Consider the following 19,999-nt stretch of genomic DNA (forward strand, 5'->3'; position numbering starts at 1 on the left):
GATCGGTGTCGCCGCACCTGGTGCGGTCCCCCGATCGTCCGGACAGTACTGGAGAAGTCATGCCCGTCCCCACCGTCGAGCTCGCCCCCGGCCTGACCGTCAGCGCACAGGGATACGGCGCGATGTCGGTCTCGCCCGCCTACGGCCCCGTCGATCTCGACGAGGCCTTGGCGACGCTGCATCACGCCGTCGACCTGGGGGTCACGTTCGTCGATACCGCGAACGTCTACGGCGACGGCACCAGCGAACGGGTCGTCGGGAAGCTGCTGCAGGACCGCGGCGACGAGGTGCAGGTGGCCACGAAGTTCGGGCTCGTCGGCGCGCTGGGCAGCGGTAATCGCGGCATCGACGGCCGTCCCGAGTACGCGAAGAAGGCCCTCGACGAGTCCCTCGGCCGGCTCGGGGTGGACCGCGTCGACCTGTACTACCTGCACCGCGTGGACCCGGACGTGCCCATCGAGGACACGGTCGGCGCGTTGGCCGAGCTGGTGCAGGCCGGCAAGATCCGGCACATCGGGTTGTCCGAGGCCACCGGCGACGAGCTGCGCCGCGCGCACGCCGTGCACCCGATCGCCGCGATCCAGTCCGAGTGGAGCATCGTCTCCCGGGACGTCGAGAAGAACGTCGTGCCGACCGCCGCCGAGCTGGGCATCGGCTTCGTGCCGTACTCGCCGGTCAGCCGAGGTCTGCTCACCGACGCCTTCGATGCCGCCCGGATCGGGGAGAAGGACCTGCGCCGGCGCTTCCCCCGATTCGACGCCGACGCGCTGCCCGCGAACCTGCAGGTGCGTGCCGCGGTGCGCGCGGTGGCCGACGAGGTGGGCGCGACGATCGCGCAGCTGGCGCTGGCGTGGCTCGACGCCAAGGCGCGGCAGTTCGGGCTGCCGTCGGTGGCGATCCCGGGCAGCCGCTCCGCCGCGCGGGTCACCGAGAATGCCGGCGCGCTCGACGTGCGTCTCACCGACGAGCACGTCGCCAGGCTCGACACCCTCGCCGACGCGGTCGTGGGTGGGCGGGCCGCGGACCCGACCTGGGTGTCGTGGGGCCGGGAGTGACTACCGGCGGGTAGTCGCGTCGCCGCGTAGGGTCGTTTCATCATGAAACGGGTTTGGTGGGTGTGGGGCGTGGGTGTCCTCGCCTATGTCGTGGCCGTCATGCATCGCACGTCGTTCGGCGTTTCCGGACTCGCCGCGACCGAACGCTTCGACATCACCCCGGCCGTGCTGTCGGGCTTCGTGGTCCTGCAGATCGTGGTGTACGCGAGCATGCAGATCCCGGCCGGGGTGCTGCTCGACCGGTTCGGTTCCCGGGTGATGATCGCCTCGGGTGCGGCGATCATGGCGGTGGCGCAGCTGGTGCTGGCGTTCACCGAGTCCCTGCCCGCCGCCTATGCGGCCCGCGTCTTCGTCGGGGCGGGCGACGCGCTGACCTTCATCTCGGTGCTGCGGCTGGTGCCGGTGTGGTTCGACACGCGGCGGGTGCCGCTGGTGTCGCAGCTGACCGGCATCCTGGGGCAGCTGGGTCAGGTGCTCTCGGCGCTGCCCTTCGTGCTGATCCTGGGCGGAGCGGGGTGGAGCGCGGCGTTCGCGAGCGCCGCGGCGCTCGGCGTGCTCGCCTGCGTGCTCGCGGTCGCAGTGGTGCGCGACGCGCCGCCGGGGGTGGTCGTGCGGACCGAGGCTGCCGGGATGCGGCAGGTGCTCGGGCAGATCGGGGTGGTGTGGCGCAGACCGGGCACACGGCTCGGCTTCTTCACCCACATGGGCACCCAATTCTCCATCACCACGTTCGCGTTGCTGTGGGGCGTGCCGTACCTCCAGTCCGCGCAGGGCCTGTCCGCGGCGGCCGCCGGTTCGCTGCTCACCCTCTCCGTGGTCTCGGCGATCGCGGCCGGCCCGGTGCTCGGGATCCTCAGCGGCCGGTTCCCGCTGCACCGATCGTGGCTGGTGCTGTCGATCATGGTGAGCAACGCCGCGATGTGGACGGTCGTGCTGCTGTTGCCGGCGCCGGCCCCGATGTGGCTGCTCGTCCTCCTGATCGTGACCATCTCGGTGGGCGGACCCGGGTCTATGATCGGATTCGACTATGCGCGGACATTCAACCCGAGCACCGCGCTCGGCACCGCCCAGGGCATGGTCAACATCGGCGGATTCCTGGCGTCCCTGCTGGTGATCCAGGCGATGGGGTTGATCCTGCAGCGTCTCGGCGGCTACACCTTCGAGGCGTTCCGGGTCGCCTGGCTGGCGCAGTATCCCGTGTGGGTCGTGGCGATCATCGGGGTGCTCGTCACCCGCGGCAAGGCCCGCCGCGAGGCGGGCGTGTCGCCGCGGACGCTGCGGCAGGTGCTGCGCGACGGTCGTCGCGCGGGGCCGGCGAATTCGCAGACGCGGATCGAGGAGGCTGGCGATGACGGGGAGCGGACCCGGGCGGACTGACATCCTCCGGCGGGATCTGGCTCGGTTCCTGAAGACCTGCGGGTTCGGTGTCGAAGAGTTGCGGACGAAGATCGACATCGTCCGCAGCGAGTTCGCCGACACCCACGGTTACGATCCCGTCGAGCATGCCGAAACGTGGCTGACCACGCCCGACTCGGTCCTGGACGAGGCCGATCCGCCGCTGCGGGTCGAGGACCTCGGGCGGGACGTCGCCGGGATCCGGCTCACGTGCGCCGTCACCGCCGACGTGTACCGCGTACGGGACCTGCTCGTCGCCCGGCGGGACGTGCGGGTGATCGAGGCGAGGGACTACATCAGGCGCGCCGGCCCGGACGGGTACCGCGGGCTGTGCCTCGTCGTGGAGGTGCCGGTGGCGTCGACCGGCCGGGTGCGGACCGTGTACGTGGAGGTGCAGATCCGCACCGGGGTCATGGAGTCGTGGGAGAGCGTGGCGACGCGGCTGCGCACCGAGTTCGACGGTCACGTCCCGCGGGAGATGCTCGACGAACTGCGCGCCGCCGCGGAGAGCGCCCGGGATCTCGACTCGCGGATCGGCGCGTTGCAGCGGCACGTGGAGGAGCGGTCCGAGGCGGACCGGGACGCACCTCCGGCGTAGGTCCGCTCGCCCGGCGTGGCCGCGCGCGGACGGCACCGATGCGCGCGGGGGATCACGGATACGACGAACCCCGCCGCGAGCGCGTCGCGACGGGGTTCGTGCTGCGGGGCTCAGTTGTAGCTGTAGAAGCCCTGGCCGGTCTTGCGGCCGAGGCGGCCGGCGTCGACCATGCGGCGCAGCAGCGCCGGGGGCGCGTAGTGCGGCTCGGCGAACTCGTCGTACAGCGACTGGGCGGCGTTGAGGGTGACGTCGAGACCGACGGTGTCGATGAGGGTGAGCGGGCCCATCGGGTAGCCGCAGCCGCCCTTCATCGCGGCGTCGATGTCTTCCTTCGTCGCGTAGCCCGACTCGAGCATCCGCACGGCGGACGTCAGGTACGGGATCAGCAGCGCGTTGACGATGAAGCCGGCGCGGTCGCCCGCGCGGACCGTCATCTTGCCGAGGGTGTTCTTGACGTAGTCGAAGACGGCGTTCGCCGTCTCCTCCTCGGTGGTCAGCGCCGAGATGATCTCCACCAGCGGCATCACCGGCACCGGGTTGAAGAAGTGCACACCCACGACCTGTCCCGGGCGCGACGTCGCCTGGGCCATCTTGATCACCGGGAGCGACGACGTGTTGGTCGCCAGGATGCCGGAGGGCTTCACGACCGCGTCGAGCTTGGTGAAGATGTCGACCTTGAGCGACTCGATCTCGGGTGCCGCCTCGATGACGAGATCACGGTCGGCGAGATCGGCGACATCGGTGGTGACCCGAACCCGCGCGATCGCGGCGTCGGCCTCCTCCTGCGTGATCTTGCCGCGGGCGACGCCCTTGCCGATCGAGCCGGAGACGCGCTTGCGGGCCGCGTCGGCGAACTCCTCGCTGGTCTCGAGCACGATCACGTCGCTGCCGGCCTTGGCGCACACCTCGGCGATGCCGGCCCCCATCGTGCCGCCACCGACTACACCGATCAATTCCACTGCCACGGGAGATTCTCCTCGATACGAAGGTTGGACCAGGGTGAACTTACTGCCGCCGCGTCAGCGGAGCAGCGCGCGGGACATGACGACCCGCTGGATCTGGTTGGTGCCCTCGTAGATCTGGGTGATCTTGGCGTCGCGCATCATCCGCTCGACCGGGAAGTCGGTGGTGTAGCCGGCACCGCCGAACAGCTGCACGGCGTCCGTGGTGACCTCCATCGCGACGTCGGAGGCGAAGCACTTGGCGGCGGAGGAGATGAAGCCCAGGTTCGGCTCCCCGCGCTCGGCGCGCGCCGCGGAGGTGTACACCATCAGGCGTGCCGCCTCGACCTTCATGGCCATGTCGGCCAGCATGAACTGCACACCCTGGAAGTCGGAGATCGGCTTGCCGAACTGCTTGCGGTCCTTGGTGTAGGCGATCGCCGCGTCGAGCGCACCCTGCGCGAGGCCGACCGCCTGCGCGCCGATGGTGGGGCGGGTGTGGTCGAGGGTCGCGAGGGCGGTCTTGAAGCCGGTGCCGGGCTCGCCGATGATGCGGTCGCCGGGGATGCGGCAGTTCTCGAAGTACAGCTCGGCGGTCGGGGAGCCCTTGATGCCGAGCTTCTTCTCCTTGGGGCCGACGACGAAGCCCTCGTCGTCCTTGTGGACCATGAAGGCGGAGATGCCGTTGGCGCCCTTGTCGGGGTCGGTGACGGCCATGACGGTGTACCAGCTGGACTTGCCGCCGTTGGTGATCCAGCACTTGGAGCCGTTGAGGATCCAGTCGTCGCCGTCGGCCTTGGCGCGGGTACGCATGCCCGCGGCGTCGGAGCCGGCCTCCCGCTCGGACAGCGCGTAGGACGCCATGTCGCCCTTGACCAGGTCGGGCAGGACCTTCTGCTTGAGTTCCTCGGAGCCGGACAGGATCAGGCCCATGGTGCCGAGCTTGTTCACGGCCGGGATCAGCGAGGACGAACCGCAGACGCGGGCGACCTCCTCGATGACGATGCAGGTGGCGACCGAGTCGGCGCCGTCGCCGCCGTACTCCGTGGGGACGTGGATCGCGTTCAGGCCGGACTTGTTGAGGGCGTCGAGGGCCTCCTGCGGGAAGCGGGAGTTCTCGTCGACGTCCTTGGCGTAGGGCGCGATCTCCTTTTCGGCCAGCGCGCGGATGGCGGCGCGGAGCTCATCGTGCTCCTCGCCCAGCTTGAACAGACCGAACTCCGGGTTGAAGGCCATGACGGCGGACTCCTATCGGCACGCAGTGCCAGTTCTTGTTTGGGTGTCGCATCCATCCTACTGAGTGGAGGGCTCGCGACGTCACGAAATCGGTTCCAGTGAACCACGGCACTCAGTGCCACGTCAATGGGGTGGTGGATCGTCGGCCACCCCATTGACGTCAGTCCGACGCCGCCTCGAGCTGCGCCTGCACCTGGCGGGCGACCTCCGCGGGCGACGTGCCCGGGGGATAGGTCACCACCGTGATCGCGCGCTCGGCGTCCCGCGCCGGACCGACGGCCGGCGCGGCGCTCTGCCCCGGTGCGACACCGAACGAGCGCCGCACCTCGAGCAGCGCGCGGCGCAGTTCCTCAGCCGTCGCGGACTCGTCGCCGCGGATCATCGCGCGCAGCAGGAAGTTGTGCGTCGCGGTCATCGCGGCCGCGAAGCTGACGATCCGCACCCCCGACTCCGACGGCACCGCCGAGCGCAGGTAGTCGGTGAACAGGCGCTCGTAGCGGTACGTCGTGACCAGCTCCCGCTCGCGCAGCGCAGGCACCCGCTGCACCACGCGATACCGCCACACCGCAAGCTCCCGCTTGTCCCGGAAGTGCCCGAACACCAGCTCGGCGGCCTCGGCGGCGGCCGCCCACGGATCGTCGAAGTTCCCCGACAGATAGTGTCCGACCTGCTCGAGCAGCGATTCGTGATCGGCGAAGATCACGTCCTCCTTCGAGCGGAACTGCCGGAAGAAGGTCCGTCGCGACACTCCCGCGGCCGACGCGATCTGCTCGACGGTGGTCGACTCGTAGCCGTACTCGGAGAACAGGCGGATCGCCTGCGTCACCACGTGCACCCGGAACTGGGCGGGATCGGGGCCGGTCGCGTCGATGCGGCGGGCGGAGTCGGGACCGAGTGCCATGGTTCTCAGTATCCAATCCGCGGTATCGAAGTCGAAACGGCCGCGCCGCCGGACCCGGCGGCGCGGCCGGCGTCAGGCCTGCGCCGAGTGCGCGGCCCGCAGCTCGAACTTGAGGATCTTGCCGGTCGGCGTCCGCGGCAGATCCAGCGGGAACACGATCTCCCGCGGCACCTTGTACCCGGCGAGCAACGTGCGCGTGTAGGAGATCAGCTCCTCGGCCGTCACGGTCTCGCCCTTCTTCAGGATCACGAACGCCTTGGGACGCTCGCCCCACTTCTCGTCGGGCACGCCCACCACCGCGACGTCCAGCACGGCCGGGTGGCTGACGATGGCCTGCTCGACCTCCACGGTGGAGATGTTCTCGCCGCCGGAGATGATGATGTCCTTGGCGCGGTCCTTGAGCTGGATGTATCCGTCCGGGTACATCACGCCCAGATCGCCGGTGTGGAACCAGCCGCCCTTGAACGCCTCCGCCGTGGCCTCCGGATCCTTGAAGTACCCGGCCATGACGTTGTTGCCGCGCAGCACGATCTCGCCCATCGTCTGCCCGTCCGCGGGCACGTCGTTCATGTTCGCGTCGACGACCCGTGCGTTCTCCGCCTGCAGCATGCCCACGCCCTGCCGCGACAGGAGCGCCGCGCGTTCCTCGGCGGGCTTGTCGTCCCACGAGTCCTGGTATTCGCAGATCGTGTACGGCCCGTAGACCTCGGTGAGGCCGTACACGTGCACGACGGTCACGCCGATCGCCTCGAGCTGCGCGATCACCGTCGGCGACGGGGGCGCGCCCGCCGTGGTGATCCGCAGCGGCCGGTCCAGCCGGTGGGCCTGCGGGGCCTCGGCGATGGTCGAGCACACCGCCGGGGCGCCGCAGAGGTTGGTCACGCCCAGGTTGTCGATGGCGTCCCAGATCGCGTCCGCCCGCACGGCCCGCAGGCAGATGTGCGTGCCGGCGGCCGCCGTCACGGCCCACGGCGTGCACCAGCCGTTGCAGTGGAACATCGGCAGGGTCCACAGGTACTGCGTCTTCCCGTCGAACCCGTTGTGGAACGTCTCGCCGAAGGAATTGAGGTAGGCGCCGCGGTGCGTGTACATCACGCCCTTCGGCTTGCCGGTGGTGCCCGACGTGTAGTTCAGGGTGATCACCTGCTCCTCGTCGTCGACGCCCCAGTGCAGCGGGGTGTCGTCGAGGTCGTCGGCGGCGGCGAGGAACTCGTCGTACCGGGTGGTGACGATCCCGGCCGGCACGTCGGGGTACGGGACCGTCGAATCCGGCACCTCCACGACCGCCGTCAGCGACGGCACGCCGGCCGTGACACCGGCGACCGACCCCACGAACTCCGAGTCGACGAACAGCAGCGACGCCTCGGCGTGCCCGAGGATGTACTCGAGCTCAGGCCCGGCGAGCCGGGAGTTCAGCGCGATCAGCACGCCCCCGGCGAGCGGCACCGCGAAGTGCGCGATGAGCAGTTCCGGCACGTTCGGCGCCAGGAAGGCCACCCGGTCACCCGGCTGGATCCGGCTGCGCAGGACCCGGGCCAGGCGCTGCGCCTCGTCGGCGAACTGCGCGTACGTGTATCGGCGGTCGCCGTGGACGATCGCGGTGCGGTCGGGGAACACGGACGACGAACGCTCGAGGAACCGCAGGGGGCTGAGCGGGGTGTGGTTCGCCGTTCGGGCGGTGGGGACGGACGTGGGGGTGGGCACGGATACCTCCGGGACTTCGGCACTCGGTCGGTGTACGCCATTGTGATCGCTGCAACACCGGAACGGGTGGAGGTTATGAGTCACGACAGATTCCCCGCTACCCTCCGAAGTGGGTATTCGCGGTCTCGGAGGTGGTTCCGGTGAGGTCTGTGTCGACGAACCCAGCGTCGACGAGCACGGCGTCGACGAACCCGGCGTCGGCAAGGGTCGGGACGCCGAATGTTGCGGCGACGCGCCAGGGCCCGCACGCGCACCTGCGGCCGAGCGACGAGGACGCCCTGCGCGCCGAGCTGCGGCAGCTGCAGATCTCGACCGGGATGCCCGTGCTGTTCGGTGGCACCGTGCACGGCGGGGACATGCTGCTGTCCGGTTTCGTCGGCACCCGCAGCGGCATCCTCCGCGACCTGGTGATCAGCTCCGAGTGCGGGCTCGGCGGCAAGGTGGTCGCCGAGCAGCGGCCCGGTGCGGTGTCGGACTACTTCAACTCCCCCCAGATCTCCCACGAGTACGACCGGGAGGTCGCGGGGGAGGGCATCGAGTCGCTGCTCGCCGTGCCGGTGGTGGTGCGCCGCCGCACCCGCGCCGCCCTGTACGGGGGCCTGCGGACCAGCCTGCCGATCGGCGACGTGGTCGTCGAGCAGGTGATGCGGTCGGCCCGCAGGCTCGCCCGCGAGATCGAGATCCGGGACGAGGTGGACCGGCGGGTCGCCCTCATCGACAACGCCCGCGCCGCCGCCCCGTCCGCAGTGTCCGCGTCGGTGTCGGAGGGCATCACCGAGAGCTACCTGGCCCTGCGGGAGATCGCGGCACAGACGTCCGACCCGGGGATCGAAGCGCGCCTGCGGGAGGTCGAGGAGAAGCTGCGGACGCTGACCGGCGGGGCGGCCACACCGACGGTGCGGCTCTCGGCGCGGGAACGGGATGTGCTGGCGTACGTGGCGCTCGGGTGCCGCAACGCCGAGATCGCCGAGCGGCTGTCGCTGAGCGTGGAGACCGTCAAGAGCTACATGCGCAATCTGATGGGCAAGCTCGAGGTGGGCAGCCGGCACGAGGCGGTCGTCGAGGCCCGTCGGCAGGGCCTGCTGCCCTAGCAGGGCTTTGTCACAGCCCACCTGCGGAGCGGACCGGGGCGGATTCCCGGCTCGGCGCCAGCCGGTAGCGGTGGGCAGCGCCGACATCGGATGGGTTTCTTCAGCAGATCTTCACCGGATCTCGTGCTGGGCTACAGCGGTGGGCACCTACGGTGAGTGCGCCCGCCACAACCGCGGTGGAAGAAGGCGCCGGTGGCGCGTGCACGCCTTCGAGTGTCCGAGGTGAGAGATGGCTGCATCCGAGTCCGGTTCCCCGGAGTCCACGGCCGATTCGGCGCAGTCGTCGTTGCTGGCGGCTGATGGGATCGAGAAGAGCTTCGGTCGCGGCTGGTGGCCGCGACGGCACCGCACCCCGGTGTTGCGCGGGGCGGACCTGGTGCTGCGCCCCGGGGAGGTTGTCGGGCTGGCGGGGGAGAACGGCTCGGGCAAGTCGACGCTGATGAAGATTCTCGTCGGGGACCTGCGGGCCGATGCCGGCAGTGTGCGCCGTCCGCGGCGGCTGGGCTACTGCCCGCAACAGCCGGTGGTCTACGAACGGCTCACGTGCGACGAGCACTTCGAGTTGTTCGGTCGGGCGTACCGGATGAGCCCGGAGGTTGCGCACCGCTCCCGCGGCCACCTGTACGCCACGTTGGGGTTCGACCGCTACGCCGGCACCCGTGCCGACCGGTTGTCGGGCGGGACGCTGGCGAAATTGAACCTGGGGCTGGCGCTGCTGGCCGATCCGGAGGTGTTGCTGCTGGACGAGCCGTATGCCGGGTTCGACTGGGATACCTATCTGCGGTTCTGGGAGATCGTGGCGCAGCGTCGGCAGGCGGGCCGCTCGGTGTTGATCATCAGTCATTTCGTGGCGGACGAGCAGCGGTTCGATCGCATCGTCGATCTGCGGGAGGGCCGGACGGTGCCGCGATGAGCCTCGCCCCCACGATGAGCCTCGCCCCCACCGTGCGGTCGGCGGTCGGCGACGTCCGGGCGCTGATCGGCCGGTTCCTGGCCGACTATGTCCGCAACCCGGTGAACCTGCTGGTGCTGGTGATTGTGCCTGTGGTGTTCGTGATCGTCGCGGCTGGAGCGATGGCCGATGCGGCCAGGCTGCTCGGTGGCGCGGGTGGACCGGCGGTGGAAACGGCGACGGCCGGGTGGGCGGCGGGTTTCCTGGCCGGGATCGCGATGTACTTCCAGATCAATGCCGCCCGGGCGGCGGACCGGCGGCTGGTGTCGGCGGGCCTGGCGACAGGGCGGCTGGTGCTGGCCCGGCTCGGCACCGGCCTGGTGTTGGCGGTGCTGGTCTCGGCGGTGGCGTTGCTGGCGCTGGCGATGCGTGTCGGCATCGATGCTCCGGTGCGGGTGACGGTGGGCACGGTGATGTTCGCGATGATCTACCTGGCGATCGGGGCGGTGGTCGGCGCACTGGTGCCCAATCCGGTCAACGGCACCGTGCTGATCCTGTTCGTCTGGATCGTCGACGTGTTCTTCGGGCCGGCGATCGGTTCGGCGGAGCGGGTGGCCACCCGCGGGTTTCCCACCCATTTCGTGACGCTGTGGATGGTGGATGTGCCCTCCCGCCACGGCGGAAAGGTCGGGGACCTGGGATGGGCACTGGTGTGGATGGCCGGGGCTCTCCTCGTCGGGGCGGTGGTGGTCACCGCCACGGTCGGCGGGGTGCGCCGCAGCGGTGGGCTCAGCGGCCGGGCCGGGCGGGCGGATCGGTTCGCGGTGGGGCTGGACATGGGGTTGCGGGACTGGCGCCGCAACCCGGTGCTGTGGGTGCTGCTGGTGGTGGTGCCGATCGTGTTCATCGCGTTGTCGAAGGCGATGACCGTCCCCGAGTTCGGGATGTTCTCCCTGGTCGAGGACGGACGAACGGTGACGGAGGTGTTCTGGCTGCCGGACGTGCATGCCGGGACCATGACTCCGATCGCCATTGCGTCGCTGTCGGCGCTGGCCGGGTTGTTCGTGGTACTCGATGCGCGCAGCGGTGATCGGCGACTGTCGCTGGCCGGCTTCGGTGCCGGGGTGCTGCTGGCGGTCCGGTTGACGGTGATCGCGGTGGCGGCGGTGGTGGTGACCGCCTCGTCGTTGCTGGTCACCGCCACGGTGTTCGATGCGCGTCAGTGGGGCCTGTACGCGGCCGGGAACCTGCTGCTGGCGTTGACCTACGGGCTGGTGGGGGTGTGTCTGGGACCGTTGTTCGGGCGGGTGGGCGGGGTATTCATCGCGTTCTTGGTGCCGTTCGTGGATCTGGGAATCGGGCAGAGCCCGATGCTGCGGCCGCAGCCGTCGCAGTGGGCGCAGACGCTCCCCGGCTACGGCGCGACCCGGATGATCCTCGACGGCGGGCTGACCGACAGTTTCGACGCCGCCGGGCCGTTGCTGGCTGCGCTGGGGTGGCTGGTCGGGCTCACTGCGGTGGCGGCCTGGTTGTTCCACCGGGCCCCGGCGAGCCCGCCGCGGCCCGGCGCCGGGCTCTGAACCACCCGGAGGTCAGTACTTGGCGACGGTGAGCAGCGCGACCGTGTCGGCGACGGCGTCGATCCGGTGCCGGGTGCGGGGTAAGGCGATCAGGTCCCCGCTGCGTCCGTCCCAGCTCGTCCGGTCGGCGACGACACGGATGCGCCCGCGCAGGATGTACACCGTGGCCTCACCGGGACTGACGTGCTCGGCCATGGACTGTCCGGCCTGCAACGCCACGAGAGTCTGCCGCAGCACGTGTTCGTGCCCGCCGTAGACGGTCTCGGCGCTGCGGCCGCTGGGCGCGGCGGCGGCATGCGCGGCCAGGTGCCGGGCGAGCGCATCGAGCGCAAGCTTCTTCATCGCCGCTCCCGGGGACCGGTGCCGGCGTGCACGGCACCCCGCGGAGGGGTGGTGCGCGCGCTGCTGCGGGCGCCTGCGGCGGTGGGCAGGTGCACGGTGAATCGGGCGCCGGTTCCGGCTCCGCCGCTGGAGGCGGTCAGCGTACCGCCGTGGGCTTCGACCAGGGCGCGGGCGATGGTCAATCCGATGCCGCTGCCGCCTTCTTGCCGTCGGCGGGCGGGGTCGGCACGGTAGAACCGGTCGAACAGATGACTCAGGTGCTCGGCGGCGATGCCGTCGCCGGTGTCGGTGACGGTGATCCCGGCTTCTCCGTCGACGGCGGTGGTGGCGACGGTGACCGTGCCCCCGGCGGGGGTGTGCCGCAGGGCGTTGTCGAGCAGATTGCCCAGCACCTGCCCGATCCGGTCCGGGTCGACCGTGACCGCGGCGGGGTGCTCGACGTCTTCGACCAGGGCGACGCCCTTGGCGGCGTAGCGGTCGGCGGCGACGCGGACCGCGGCGTCGACGAGGGTGCGGGTGTCGGTGGGCACGGGCGTGACGGACAGCCGGCCCTCTTCGGCGCGCGAGACCGCGCCCATGTCCTCGGCGAGCCGCCCGAGCCGGGCGGTGCTCGACCGCAGGACCGCGAGGGTCTCGGCGTCGGGAACCCGGATGCCGTCTTCGAGGGCCTCGAGGTGGGCATCGAGAGTGGCCAGCGGGGTGCGCATCTCGTGCGCGAGATCCGAGAGCATGCGCCGCCGGGTGGTTTCGACCGAGTCCAGCCGATCGGCGAGCTGGTTGAACGTCTCGGCGAGCTGGTCGAATTCGTGCCCGAGACCGGGTCCGGGCAGACGCACGCCGTAGTGGCCGCCGGCGATCTCGGTGGCCGAGGCGGCCACGCCGGTGACCGAGCGCTGCACCCTGCGGGTGAAGTACCAGCTCACCGCCAGCGCCATCAGCGCCGAGACCACCAGCGCGATGGCCAGCGAGATGATCATCGCCGAAGTGAACGCCTCCTCCACATGCGCCGCCTCGGTCGAGACGTGCTCGATACCTGCCTGCTCGAGGTGGTTGTGGAACAGTCCCGGGGCGACGGCGGCGGCCACCAGCCAGGCGCTGATCGCGCCGCCGACGACGACGATCGCCTGCGCGGCCAGTAGCCGGCTGCCGAATCCGACACTGCGGCGCCCGGGCCTCCGCCCTGCTGCCGCCCGTGGGGGTGGTGTGGTCACTGCCCGGCTCCCATGCGGTATCCGACCCCGCGCACGGTGCGCACGAAGACCCCGCGGGTGGCGTCGTCGCCGAGTTTGCGGCGCAGGTGCCCGATGTGCACGTCGACCAGGTGTTCGTCGCCGACCCAGCTCGGGCCCCACACCGCGGTGATGAGCTGCGCCCGGGTGAACACCATGTTGGGGTGTGCGGACAGCGCGGCGAGGAGGTCGAATTCGGTGCGGGTCAAGGCGATCGGGGTACCGTCGACCCACACCTCGCGGCCGGCCGCATCGAGGGTCAACGACCCGAACGTACGGCGGCCGGTATCGGTGCCGGACTGCGCGGGGGTGCGGCCGTCCCCGGTCGAGGGTCGGGGGCGCCGCAACATGGCCTGGATGCGGGCGATGAGTTCACGCGGACTGAAGGGTTTGGTCATGTAGTCGTCGGCGCCGACCGACAGGCCGACCAGGGTGTCGATCTCGTCGGCGCGGGCGGTGAGCATGACGACGTAGGCGTCGGAGAACGTGCGCAGCTGCCGGCACACCTCGATCCCGTCCAGGTGCGGCAACCCCAGATCGAGCACCACGACATCCGGATCGACCTGCCGGGCGCGCTCGACGGCGTCGAGCCCGTCGTGCACGAGCGTGACCTCGCAGCCGGCGCGTTCGAGGTAGGTGCCCACAACCCGGGCCAGCGCCACTTCGTCTTCGACCACCAGCGCCCGCAGGCCGCTCGGGGGGACCGCTGCGCTCGAGGCAGAGGCGGGGACGAGCTGATCGGAACCGGAGGCCATGTCCCATCGTGACCGCCGCGGCGGGCCGGTGGCGACGTTCTTCAGCGAACCTTCATCGAACGCCAACCCGCGGCGTCGGGTAACGGGCCCAGACTCGGATCCGGGCCTTTCGAGGAAAGGAGCGGCCGTGATGTGGGGATCGGGCGCAGTGGGCTGGGCCGGCTGGATGGTGATGGCGCTGACGATGATCGGTTTCTGGGCGTTGGTGGCCTTCGGCATCGCCGCGCTGTTCCGCACCGGTCACCGCACCGGCACCCCGCCACCGCCGGCCGATCCGCTGCGCGTCCTCGACGACCGTTTCGCACGGGGCGAGATCGACGCCGACGAGTACCAAGCCCGGCGGCGGGCGCTGCGTCCCTATCGGTGAGCGGCGCCGACCTCGTGTCGTCCGTTGTCGTCCCAACGTTTCCAGGAGATGTGTGTGGTGCAGATGTCCCGCCGTATGTTTCTGCTCGGTGCGTCCGCGGCCGCCGGGGCGATGGCCCTCGGTGGGCCGGTCGGCTGCGCCCGCCCCGGTGTAGCGGGAAATCCGGTCGGGCCGGGCGCCGAGGCGGTGCGCCGGCTCGAGGCCCAACGCCGTACCACCGGGCAGGCGGTGGTCGCCGCGCAGGTGACGGCGCGGCCTGTGCAGGTCGACCTCGGCGGTACGGTGGTCTCGACCTGGGGCTATGGTGACACGCTGCCCGGTCCGCTGCTGCGGGCCCGGGCCGGGGATCTGCTGCAGGTGCGGGTCGACAACCGACTCGAGGCCGACACCAGCATCCACTTCCACGGCATCGCGATGAGCAACGACATGGACGGGGTACCGGGGCTCACGCAGGAGCCCATCGTCGCCGGGGAGTCGTTCACCTACGAATTCACGCCCCCGCATCCGGGCACCTACTTCTACCACTCGCATACCGGGCTGCAGCTCGACCGCGGCCTGTACGGGGTGGTGGTGATCGACGACCCGGCCGAGCCCGGCGGCTACGACGACGAATGGGTCGTCGTGCTCGACGACTGGGTCGACGGCACCGGCCGCACCCCCGACGATGTCGCCCGCGAACTCGGCATGCCGGCCCCCGGCCGGCTCGCCCCCCGCGCGGGTGGGATGGGCTCGATGATGGACCACGGCGCGATGGGCGGCATGGGCTCGATGATGGGTGCAGAGAGCATGCGCTCGGACCTGCTCGGCGGTGCCGGCGACGTGAACTACCCGTACTACCTGCTCAACGGCCGCACCCCCGTCGACCCGGTGACCCTGACCGCCGCCCCGGGGCAGCGGGTGCGGATCCGGCTGGTCAATGCCGCCTCGGACACCGCCTTCCGCGTCGGGCTCGGTGGACATGCGATGACGGTCACCCACAGTGACGGTTTCCCCGTGTCCCCCCGGAACACCGACGCGGTGCTGATCGGTATGGGCGAACGGTTCGATGTGCTGGTCACCCTCGCCGACGGGGTGTTCCCGCTCTACGCCGCCGCCGAAGGCAAACCCGGCCACGCGGTGGCCGTCGTGCGCACCGCCGCCGGGACGGCCACCACCGATACCCGGCCCGGCGAGCTGGATCGGCGGGTGCTGCTCGGCACCGCCCTGTCCCCGGCCGAGCAGGTGCGGTTGCCCCGACGATCCCACGACAACTACCTGAGCGTCGACATGGGCGGCACGATGGCCCCGTACCGGTGGATGCTCAACGGCGCCACCTTCCCCGACACCGCGCCGCTGACCGTCGCCCAGGGACAACGGGTACGGATGCGGCTGCGGAACATGTCGGCCATGTTCCACCCGATGCACGTGCACGGACACACCTTCGCCCTGGTCGACGGCGGAGCCCGCAAGGACACCGTGACGGTGCGTCCGATGCAGACTGTGGAAATCGAGTTCGACGCCGACAACCCGGGCCAGTGGGCCCTGCACTGCCACAACGCCTACCACCAGGAAGCCGGAATGATGACGACCCTGTCCTACCGCGCCTGAGAAGACGGAGCCTGCGTGTGACGACTCCTCCCGGCGAGCACCCCGCCACCGCCGAAGCCATGAGCACCCCACCGGCGGCCGTGCCGGCCCGCAAGGGCCCGCTGGCCGCGACCTGGAACGCCGTGTCCGCGGCCCTCGGCGCGGTGATGGGGCTGGCGCCGCACGTGCTGCACCACGTCGGCCTGATCGCCGGGGCCGCGCTGGTCACCGGCGCCGGGGGCAACCTGTTGTTCTTCGCCCTCGGGGTGGTGTTCTCGATTCCGCTGCTGCGCCGGCTGTTCCGGCGGTTCCACACCTGGAAGGCCCCGGCGTTCGCCCTGGTGGTGTTCGCGGCGATGTTCTCGCTCTCGGCGTTCGTGCTCGGACCGGCTCTGACCGGCCCCTCGGCCCCGAACCCTGCGCCGGCGCCGGGACCGAGCTCGGTGCCGACCACCACCGTCCCGGCCGACCACGGCGAACACCACAGCGGCTGAGGGACTGTCACCGCAGGGCTCGGCGGTACCCGTTTCGGGGGATGCAGAGTCTTCAACAGATCTTCACCGAACCACCAGCCGAAACCCCCACCGCGGCGGGAAGAGTCATCGGCGCACGGCTCCGGTACCAACCGACCCGCACATCCGGAATCCGAGGAGGCGAGATGGCTGATCATCGCCGGGGCACTGGTACCGACGAGCACGGACCCTGACCGAGACCCGGACTTCTTCAACGGATCTTCATCCAACCACCAGAAGATGCCGGGGCGGGGCGGGGCAGACTCGGACTCGATCAGCGATGACCGTTCACCGGTGTCGGCTACCGGTACTGCGGTTCGGCGGAACCGCACTGCGTACGGGGGCGAGTAATGCGTCCCCGCTATCAGAGGGAGGGACCGGATCGAATGAACCGAACCACCGTTCTCGAAGTAGGCGGCCTGCACTGGGCGACGTCGACGCCGGTCATCGAATCGGCCCTGCTGCGCCGACCGGGAGTGACCGCGGTGGAGGCCAACGCGGTGAACCAGACCGCCACCGTCACCTACGATCCGGACCGCACGTCGGTGGCGGAGCTGTCGAAATGGGTGCGGGACTGCGGCTATCACTGCGCCGGCCGCTCGGTGCCCGAGCACGTGTGCGACCCGATGAGCGAACCGGCTCCGGGCCCGGGCACACCCGCACATCCCCCGCAGCCGGCGGCGCACGAGATGCCTGGCGGGCACACCGCGCAGGAGCTGATGGGTCACGGCGGTCACGCCGGGATGTCGATGGACGCCATGGTCCGCGACATGCGCAATCGGTTCCTGGTGGCGCTGGTGCTGTCGATCCCGATCATGTTGTGGTCGCCGATGGGTCGCGAGATGTTCGGGTTCACCGTCCCGGCGCCGTTCGGCCTGCGCGACGACGTGTTCACCTTGTTGCTGAGCCTGCCGGTGATCTTCTACTCGTCGTGGATCTTCTTCGACGGTGCCTACCGGGCCTTGAAGGCGCGGACCCTGGACATGATGGTGCTCGTCGCCGTCGCGATCGGCACCGGCTGGCTCTACAGCGTGGGCGTGACACTGACGGGCGGCGGCGAGGTGTTCTACGAGGCCGCCTCCGTGCTGGCGAGCTTCGTGCTGCTCGGGCACTGGTTCGAGATGCGCGCCCGCGGCGGCGCCAACGATGCCATCCGGACCCTGCTCGAACTCGCCCCGCCGATGGCGGTGGTACTGCGCGACGGGCAGCCGGTGGAGATCCCCACCGCCGAGGTCGTGGTCGGGGACCTGCTCCTGATCCGACCGGGGGCGAAGATCCCGGTCGACGGCACCGTCGAGACCGGCAGTTCCGAGGTCGACGAATCCATGGTCACCGGGGAGTCCCTGCCGGTGACCAAGGCCGAAGGATCCGAGGTGATCGGTGCGTCGATCAACACCACCGGCACTCTGCGGGTACGGGCGACCAAGGTCGGCTCCGACACCGCGCTCGCGCAGATCGTCGCGCTGGTGCAGGAGGCCCAGAACTCCAAGGCACCCGGCCAGCGCCTGGCCGATCGCGCCGCATTCTGGCTGGTGCTCGTCGCCCTGATCGGGGGGCTGGGCACGTTCGTGGTGTGGTGGGCGGTCGACGGGGATGTGCAGCGGGCGCTGCTGTTTGCCATCACCGTCGTGGTGATCACCTGCCCCGACGCGCTCGGGTTGGCCACCCCGACCGCGATCATGGTCGGCACCGGTCTCGGCGCCCAGCGCGGCGTGCTGTTCAAGAACGCCACCGCCCTCGAGACCTCGGCCCGCATCGACACCGTGGTGATGGACAAGACCGGCACCTTGACCAAGGGCGAGCCGGAGGTCACCGACGTCGTCGTCGACGGGCTCACCGAGGACGAGCTGCTGACCCTGGTGACGGCGGTCGAACGCGAATCCGAACATCCTCTCGCCGGTGCGATCGTGCGCTATGCCGCCGCCCGCGGCCTTCCCGCGGTGTCGTTGGAGAACTTCCGCAACGTGCCCGGACACGGTGCGGTTGCCGAGGTGGCGGGCCGGCGGGTGGCCGTCGGCAACCGCAAACTCATGGTCGCCGAGAATGTCGACTTCGGCGCGTTGATGGACCGGCGCGACGAGCTGGCTTCGACCGGCCGCACCGCGGTCCTCGTCGCTGTCGACGGCCGCGGCGTCGGGGCGATTGCCCTGGCCGACGCCGCCCGGGAGACCTCGGCCGAGGCGGTGGCGTCGCTGCACGAACTCGGCATCGAGGTGGTCATGCTCTCCGGCGACAACGTGGCCACAGCCCGCCGCATCGCCGGACAACTGGGCATCGACACCGTCATCGCCGAGGTGCTGCCCGGCGACAAGGCCGACAAGATCGCCGAACTGCAAAGAGCCGGGAAGAAGGTCGCCATGGTCGGCGACGGCGTCAACGACGCACCCGCCCTCGCGCAGGCGGATCTGGGGATCGCCATCGGTGCCGGCACCGACGTCGCGATCGAAACCGCCGATCTGGTGCTGATGCGCTCGGACCCGCTGGATGTGCCGATTGCGCTGCGCATCGGCCGGGGCACCTTGCGCAAGATGCGGCAGAATCTCGGCTGGGCGGTCGGTTACAACGTCATCGCGCTGCCGATCGCCGCCGGCGTGTTCGAGCCCGCCTTCGGGCTGGTGCTGCGCCCGGAGATCGCGGCGTTGTCGATGTCCGGCTCGAGCCTGATCGTCGCGGTCAATGCGCTGATGCTCAAGCGGCTGCGGTTGCCGTCCCCACCGCAGGAGCAGCCGGCGCCGCGCCCGGCACCGGAGCCGATCCCTACCAGCCCGCACCGCTGACCTCACCGCGGTGTCGGCGCATCCAGGGGTCGACGCCAGGGTGGGATCGGGTGGCCGGCGCGGCCGTAGGATCGGTGGTGTGGTCCTCGTGTACGAGATCGCGCTCGTGCTGGTGTCCGTGCTGATCGTCTGGTTCTCGGTCTACGTGCTGTACCGCCTGGTCACCGACGACTCCGACGGTCGCCACTACCGCCGCTGACACCGCCGCTCCTGAACCCGGCGCACCTGAGGTGGGCAGGGCGATTCGACCTGACTGCGGTCTTCACGCCCCCGGGCCGGGCCGATGGGTGTGCAGGGCGTCGAGACGGCGCCGGTACTCGTCCTCGTCGATCTCGCCGCGGGCGAAGCGCATGGCCACAATCTCTTCCGGCGTCGGGGCATAGGGCGCCGGCGGTGGTGTCGACCGGGGAGTCGCGGCGCGCACCAGCATCACGATGCCGACGATCACCAACGCCCAGAACGCCACCATCCCGACGGTCATGAGCACATAACCCCAACCGTTCATGCCGTTGCCGTACCAGAACATCATCGAAACCACCCTTCCTCGCCCTCGGTCGGCGCTACCGGACACCGGCTGTCCGACCCGGTCGGCCGCAGCACCGGCACCCCGCGTGGGGCAGCGGTGCGCGGTCCCGGTGTGTTCGCTGTCCACGGTGCCCGGCCTCGATGAGCTCTTCGCCGTCGTTTCCGTGAAGATCTGCTCAAGAACAGCGGCGATGGTCGCCCAGGCGTCCGGGTCGGTCGCCGATTGCCGGAGGGGCCGGGGCGGGAAGGGGCCGCAGCGTCCACGGTCCGGGCACGGAGCGCCGTGTGACCCCGGCTCCGGGCTCGGCGCGGTGGTTCTTCAGGAAATCTTCACCGAAAGGTCCGAGTTGTCGCCGGGTGCGGCTGCCAGGCTCGGATCCGGACGAGGTGCGGCCGGCCGGTCGGCCGCACCGCAGAGGGCGTATCACACCCGCAGTGGTCCGCGTCCCCCGCCGAGGGGTGAGGCGGGCCGGGTTTGCCGCAGCCGCTGTGGGGGATGCCTTCGCTATCGCGACCGTGGTGTCGGCCCGGTG

General features: G+C 70.5%; 18 protein-coding genes. 10 read left to right on the forward strand and 8 right to left on the reverse strand.

Annotated elements, in window-relative coordinates:
* Positions 1-59 precede the first annotated feature (59 nt).
* From OCS65_RS04965 to OCS65_RS04975, 3 genes are read left to right on the forward strand one after another with little or no spacing between them, the layout of a single operon-like run.
* A complete protein-coding gene (locus OCS65_RS04965) occupies positions 60-1,055 on the forward strand; it encodes an aldo/keto reductase (protein WP_065922029.1) in 996 nt (331 codons plus the stop codon).
* A gap of 42 nt (positions 1,056-1,097) precedes the next feature.
* The gene (locus OCS65_RS04970; RefSeq protein WP_006930320.1) at positions 1,098-2,432 is read left to right on the forward strand and encodes an MFS transporter; all 1,335 of its coding nucleotides are present in this window, start codon (positions 1,098-1,100) and stop codon (positions 2,430-2,432) included.
* Complete coding sequence (locus tag OCS65_RS04975; RefSeq protein ID WP_065922030.1) at positions 2,404-3,048, forward strand: GTP pyrophosphokinase; 645 nt, start codon at positions 2,404-2,406, stop codon at positions 3,046-3,048. The genes OCS65_RS04970 and OCS65_RS04975 overlap by 29 nt, the downstream gene beginning before the upstream one ends.
* A gap of 110 nt (positions 3,049-3,158) precedes the next feature.
* Here OCS65_RS04975 and OCS65_RS04980 read toward each other — a convergent pair whose 3' ends face one another.
* The 4 genes from OCS65_RS04980 to OCS65_RS04995 form a co-directional block, all read right to left on the reverse strand.
* A complete protein-coding gene (locus tag OCS65_RS04980) occupies positions 3,159-4,007 on the reverse strand; it encodes a 3-hydroxybutyryl-CoA dehydrogenase (protein WP_029546354.1) in 849 nt (282 codons plus the stop codon).
* A gap of 60 nt (positions 4,008-4,067) precedes the next feature.
* Entirely contained in the window at positions 4,068-5,225 is a 1,158-nt protein-coding gene (locus OCS65_RS04985) for an acyl-CoA dehydrogenase (protein WP_006930317.1), read from the reverse strand.
* 160 nt (positions 5,226-5,385) lie between these two features.
* Entirely contained in the window at positions 5,386-6,126 is a 741-nt protein-coding gene (locus OCS65_RS04990) for a TetR family transcriptional regulator (protein ID WP_006930316.1), read from the reverse strand.
* 72 nt (positions 6,127-6,198) lie between these two features.
* The gene (locus OCS65_RS04995) at positions 6,199-7,830 is read right to left on the reverse strand and encodes an acyl--CoA ligase family protein (RefSeq protein WP_065922031.1); all 1,632 of its coding nucleotides are present in this window, start codon (positions 7,828-7,830) and stop codon (positions 6,199-6,201) included.
* A gap of 254 nt (positions 7,831-8,084) precedes the next feature.
* Between OCS65_RS04995 and OCS65_RS05000 the strand changes: the two genes are divergently transcribed.
* The 3 genes from OCS65_RS05000 to OCS65_RS05010 all read left to right on the forward strand — a co-directional run bounded on the left by OCS65_RS05000 (position 8,085) and on the right by OCS65_RS05010 (position 11,393).
* Positions 8,085-8,921, forward strand: coding sequence for a helix-turn-helix transcriptional regulator (locus OCS65_RS05000; RefSeq protein ID WP_037202046.1), 837 nt, complete (start codon positions 8,085-8,087; stop codon positions 8,919-8,921).
* A gap of 355 nt (positions 8,922-9,276) precedes the next feature.
* Positions 9,277-9,834: an ATP-binding cassette domain-containing protein gene (locus tag OCS65_RS05005; RefSeq protein ID WP_065923378.1), complete on the forward strand. Its 558-nt coding sequence runs from the start codon at positions 9,277-9,279 to the stop codon at positions 9,832-9,834.
* Positions 9,835-9,848: 14 nt separating this feature from the next.
* The gene (locus OCS65_RS05010; protein WP_065923379.1) at positions 9,849-11,393 is read left to right on the forward strand and encodes an ABC transporter permease; all 1,545 of its coding nucleotides are present in this window, start codon (positions 9,849-9,851) and stop codon (positions 11,391-11,393) included.
* Between the two features lie 12 nt (positions 11,394-11,405).
* Here the strand turns inward: OCS65_RS05010 and OCS65_RS05015 are convergent, their stop codons facing one another.
* The 3 genes from OCS65_RS05015 to OCS65_RS05025 are packed head-to-tail and all read right to left on the reverse strand — an operon-like array spanning position 11,406 to position 13,644.
* The gene (locus tag OCS65_RS05015; RefSeq protein WP_029546350.1) at positions 11,406-11,735 is read right to left on the reverse strand and encodes a cupin domain-containing protein; all 330 of its coding nucleotides are present in this window, start codon (positions 11,733-11,735) and stop codon (positions 11,406-11,408) included.
* Complete coding sequence (locus OCS65_RS05020) at positions 11,732-12,946, reverse strand: sensor histidine kinase (RefSeq protein WP_065922032.1); 1,215 nt, start codon at positions 12,944-12,946, stop codon at positions 11,732-11,734. Before OCS65_RS05020 ends, OCS65_RS05015 begins: the two co-directional genes overlap by 4 nt.
* Complete coding sequence (locus OCS65_RS05025) at positions 12,943-13,644, reverse strand: response regulator transcription factor (RefSeq protein WP_029546345.1); 702 nt, start codon at positions 13,642-13,644, stop codon at positions 12,943-12,945. The genes OCS65_RS05020 and OCS65_RS05025 overlap by 4 nt, the downstream gene beginning before the upstream one ends.
* Positions 13,645-13,849: 205 nt before the next feature.
* On the opposite strand from OCS65_RS05025, the gene OCS65_RS05030 reads away from it, so the two are divergent.
* The 4 genes from OCS65_RS05030 (at position 13,850) to OCS65_RS05045 (ending at position 18,941) form a co-directional block, all read left to right on the forward strand.
* The gene (locus OCS65_RS05030; RefSeq protein ID WP_037201187.1) at positions 13,850-14,086 is read left to right on the forward strand and encodes an SHOCT domain-containing protein; all 237 of its coding nucleotides are present in this window, start codon (positions 13,850-13,852) and stop codon (positions 14,084-14,086) included.
* A gap of 48 nt (positions 14,087-14,134) precedes the next feature.
* Positions 14,135-15,673 (forward strand): multicopper oxidase family protein, encoded by a 1,539-nt coding sequence (locus OCS65_RS05035; protein WP_164528082.1) that lies wholly within the window; start codon positions 14,135-14,137, stop codon positions 15,671-15,673.
* A 17-nt stretch (positions 15,674-15,690) separates the two neighbouring features.
* The gene (locus OCS65_RS05040; RefSeq protein ID WP_065922033.1) at positions 15,691-16,146 is read left to right on the forward strand and encodes a hypothetical protein; all 456 of its coding nucleotides are present in this window, start codon (positions 15,691-15,693) and stop codon (positions 16,144-16,146) included.
* 404 nt (positions 16,147-16,550) lie between these two features.
* A complete protein-coding gene (locus OCS65_RS05045; protein ID WP_065922034.1) occupies positions 16,551-18,941 on the forward strand; it encodes a heavy metal translocating P-type ATPase in 2,391 nt (796 codons plus the stop codon).
* Between the two features lie 262 nt (positions 18,942-19,203).
* Here OCS65_RS05045 and OCS65_RS05050 read toward each other — a convergent pair whose 3' ends face one another.
* Positions 19,204-19,470, reverse strand: a complete 267-nt coding sequence (locus OCS65_RS05050; RefSeq protein ID WP_006945984.1) for an SHOCT domain-containing protein — start codon at positions 19,468-19,470, stop codon at positions 19,204-19,206.
* Positions 19,471-19,999: the final 529 nt, after the last annotated feature.

This window comes from Rhodococcus aetherivorans (genome assembly GCF_025722975.1).
In the GTDB taxonomy this organism is placed as follows: Bacteria; Actinomycetota; Actinomycetes; order Mycobacteriales; family Mycobacteriaceae; genus Rhodococcus; species Rhodococcus aetherivorans.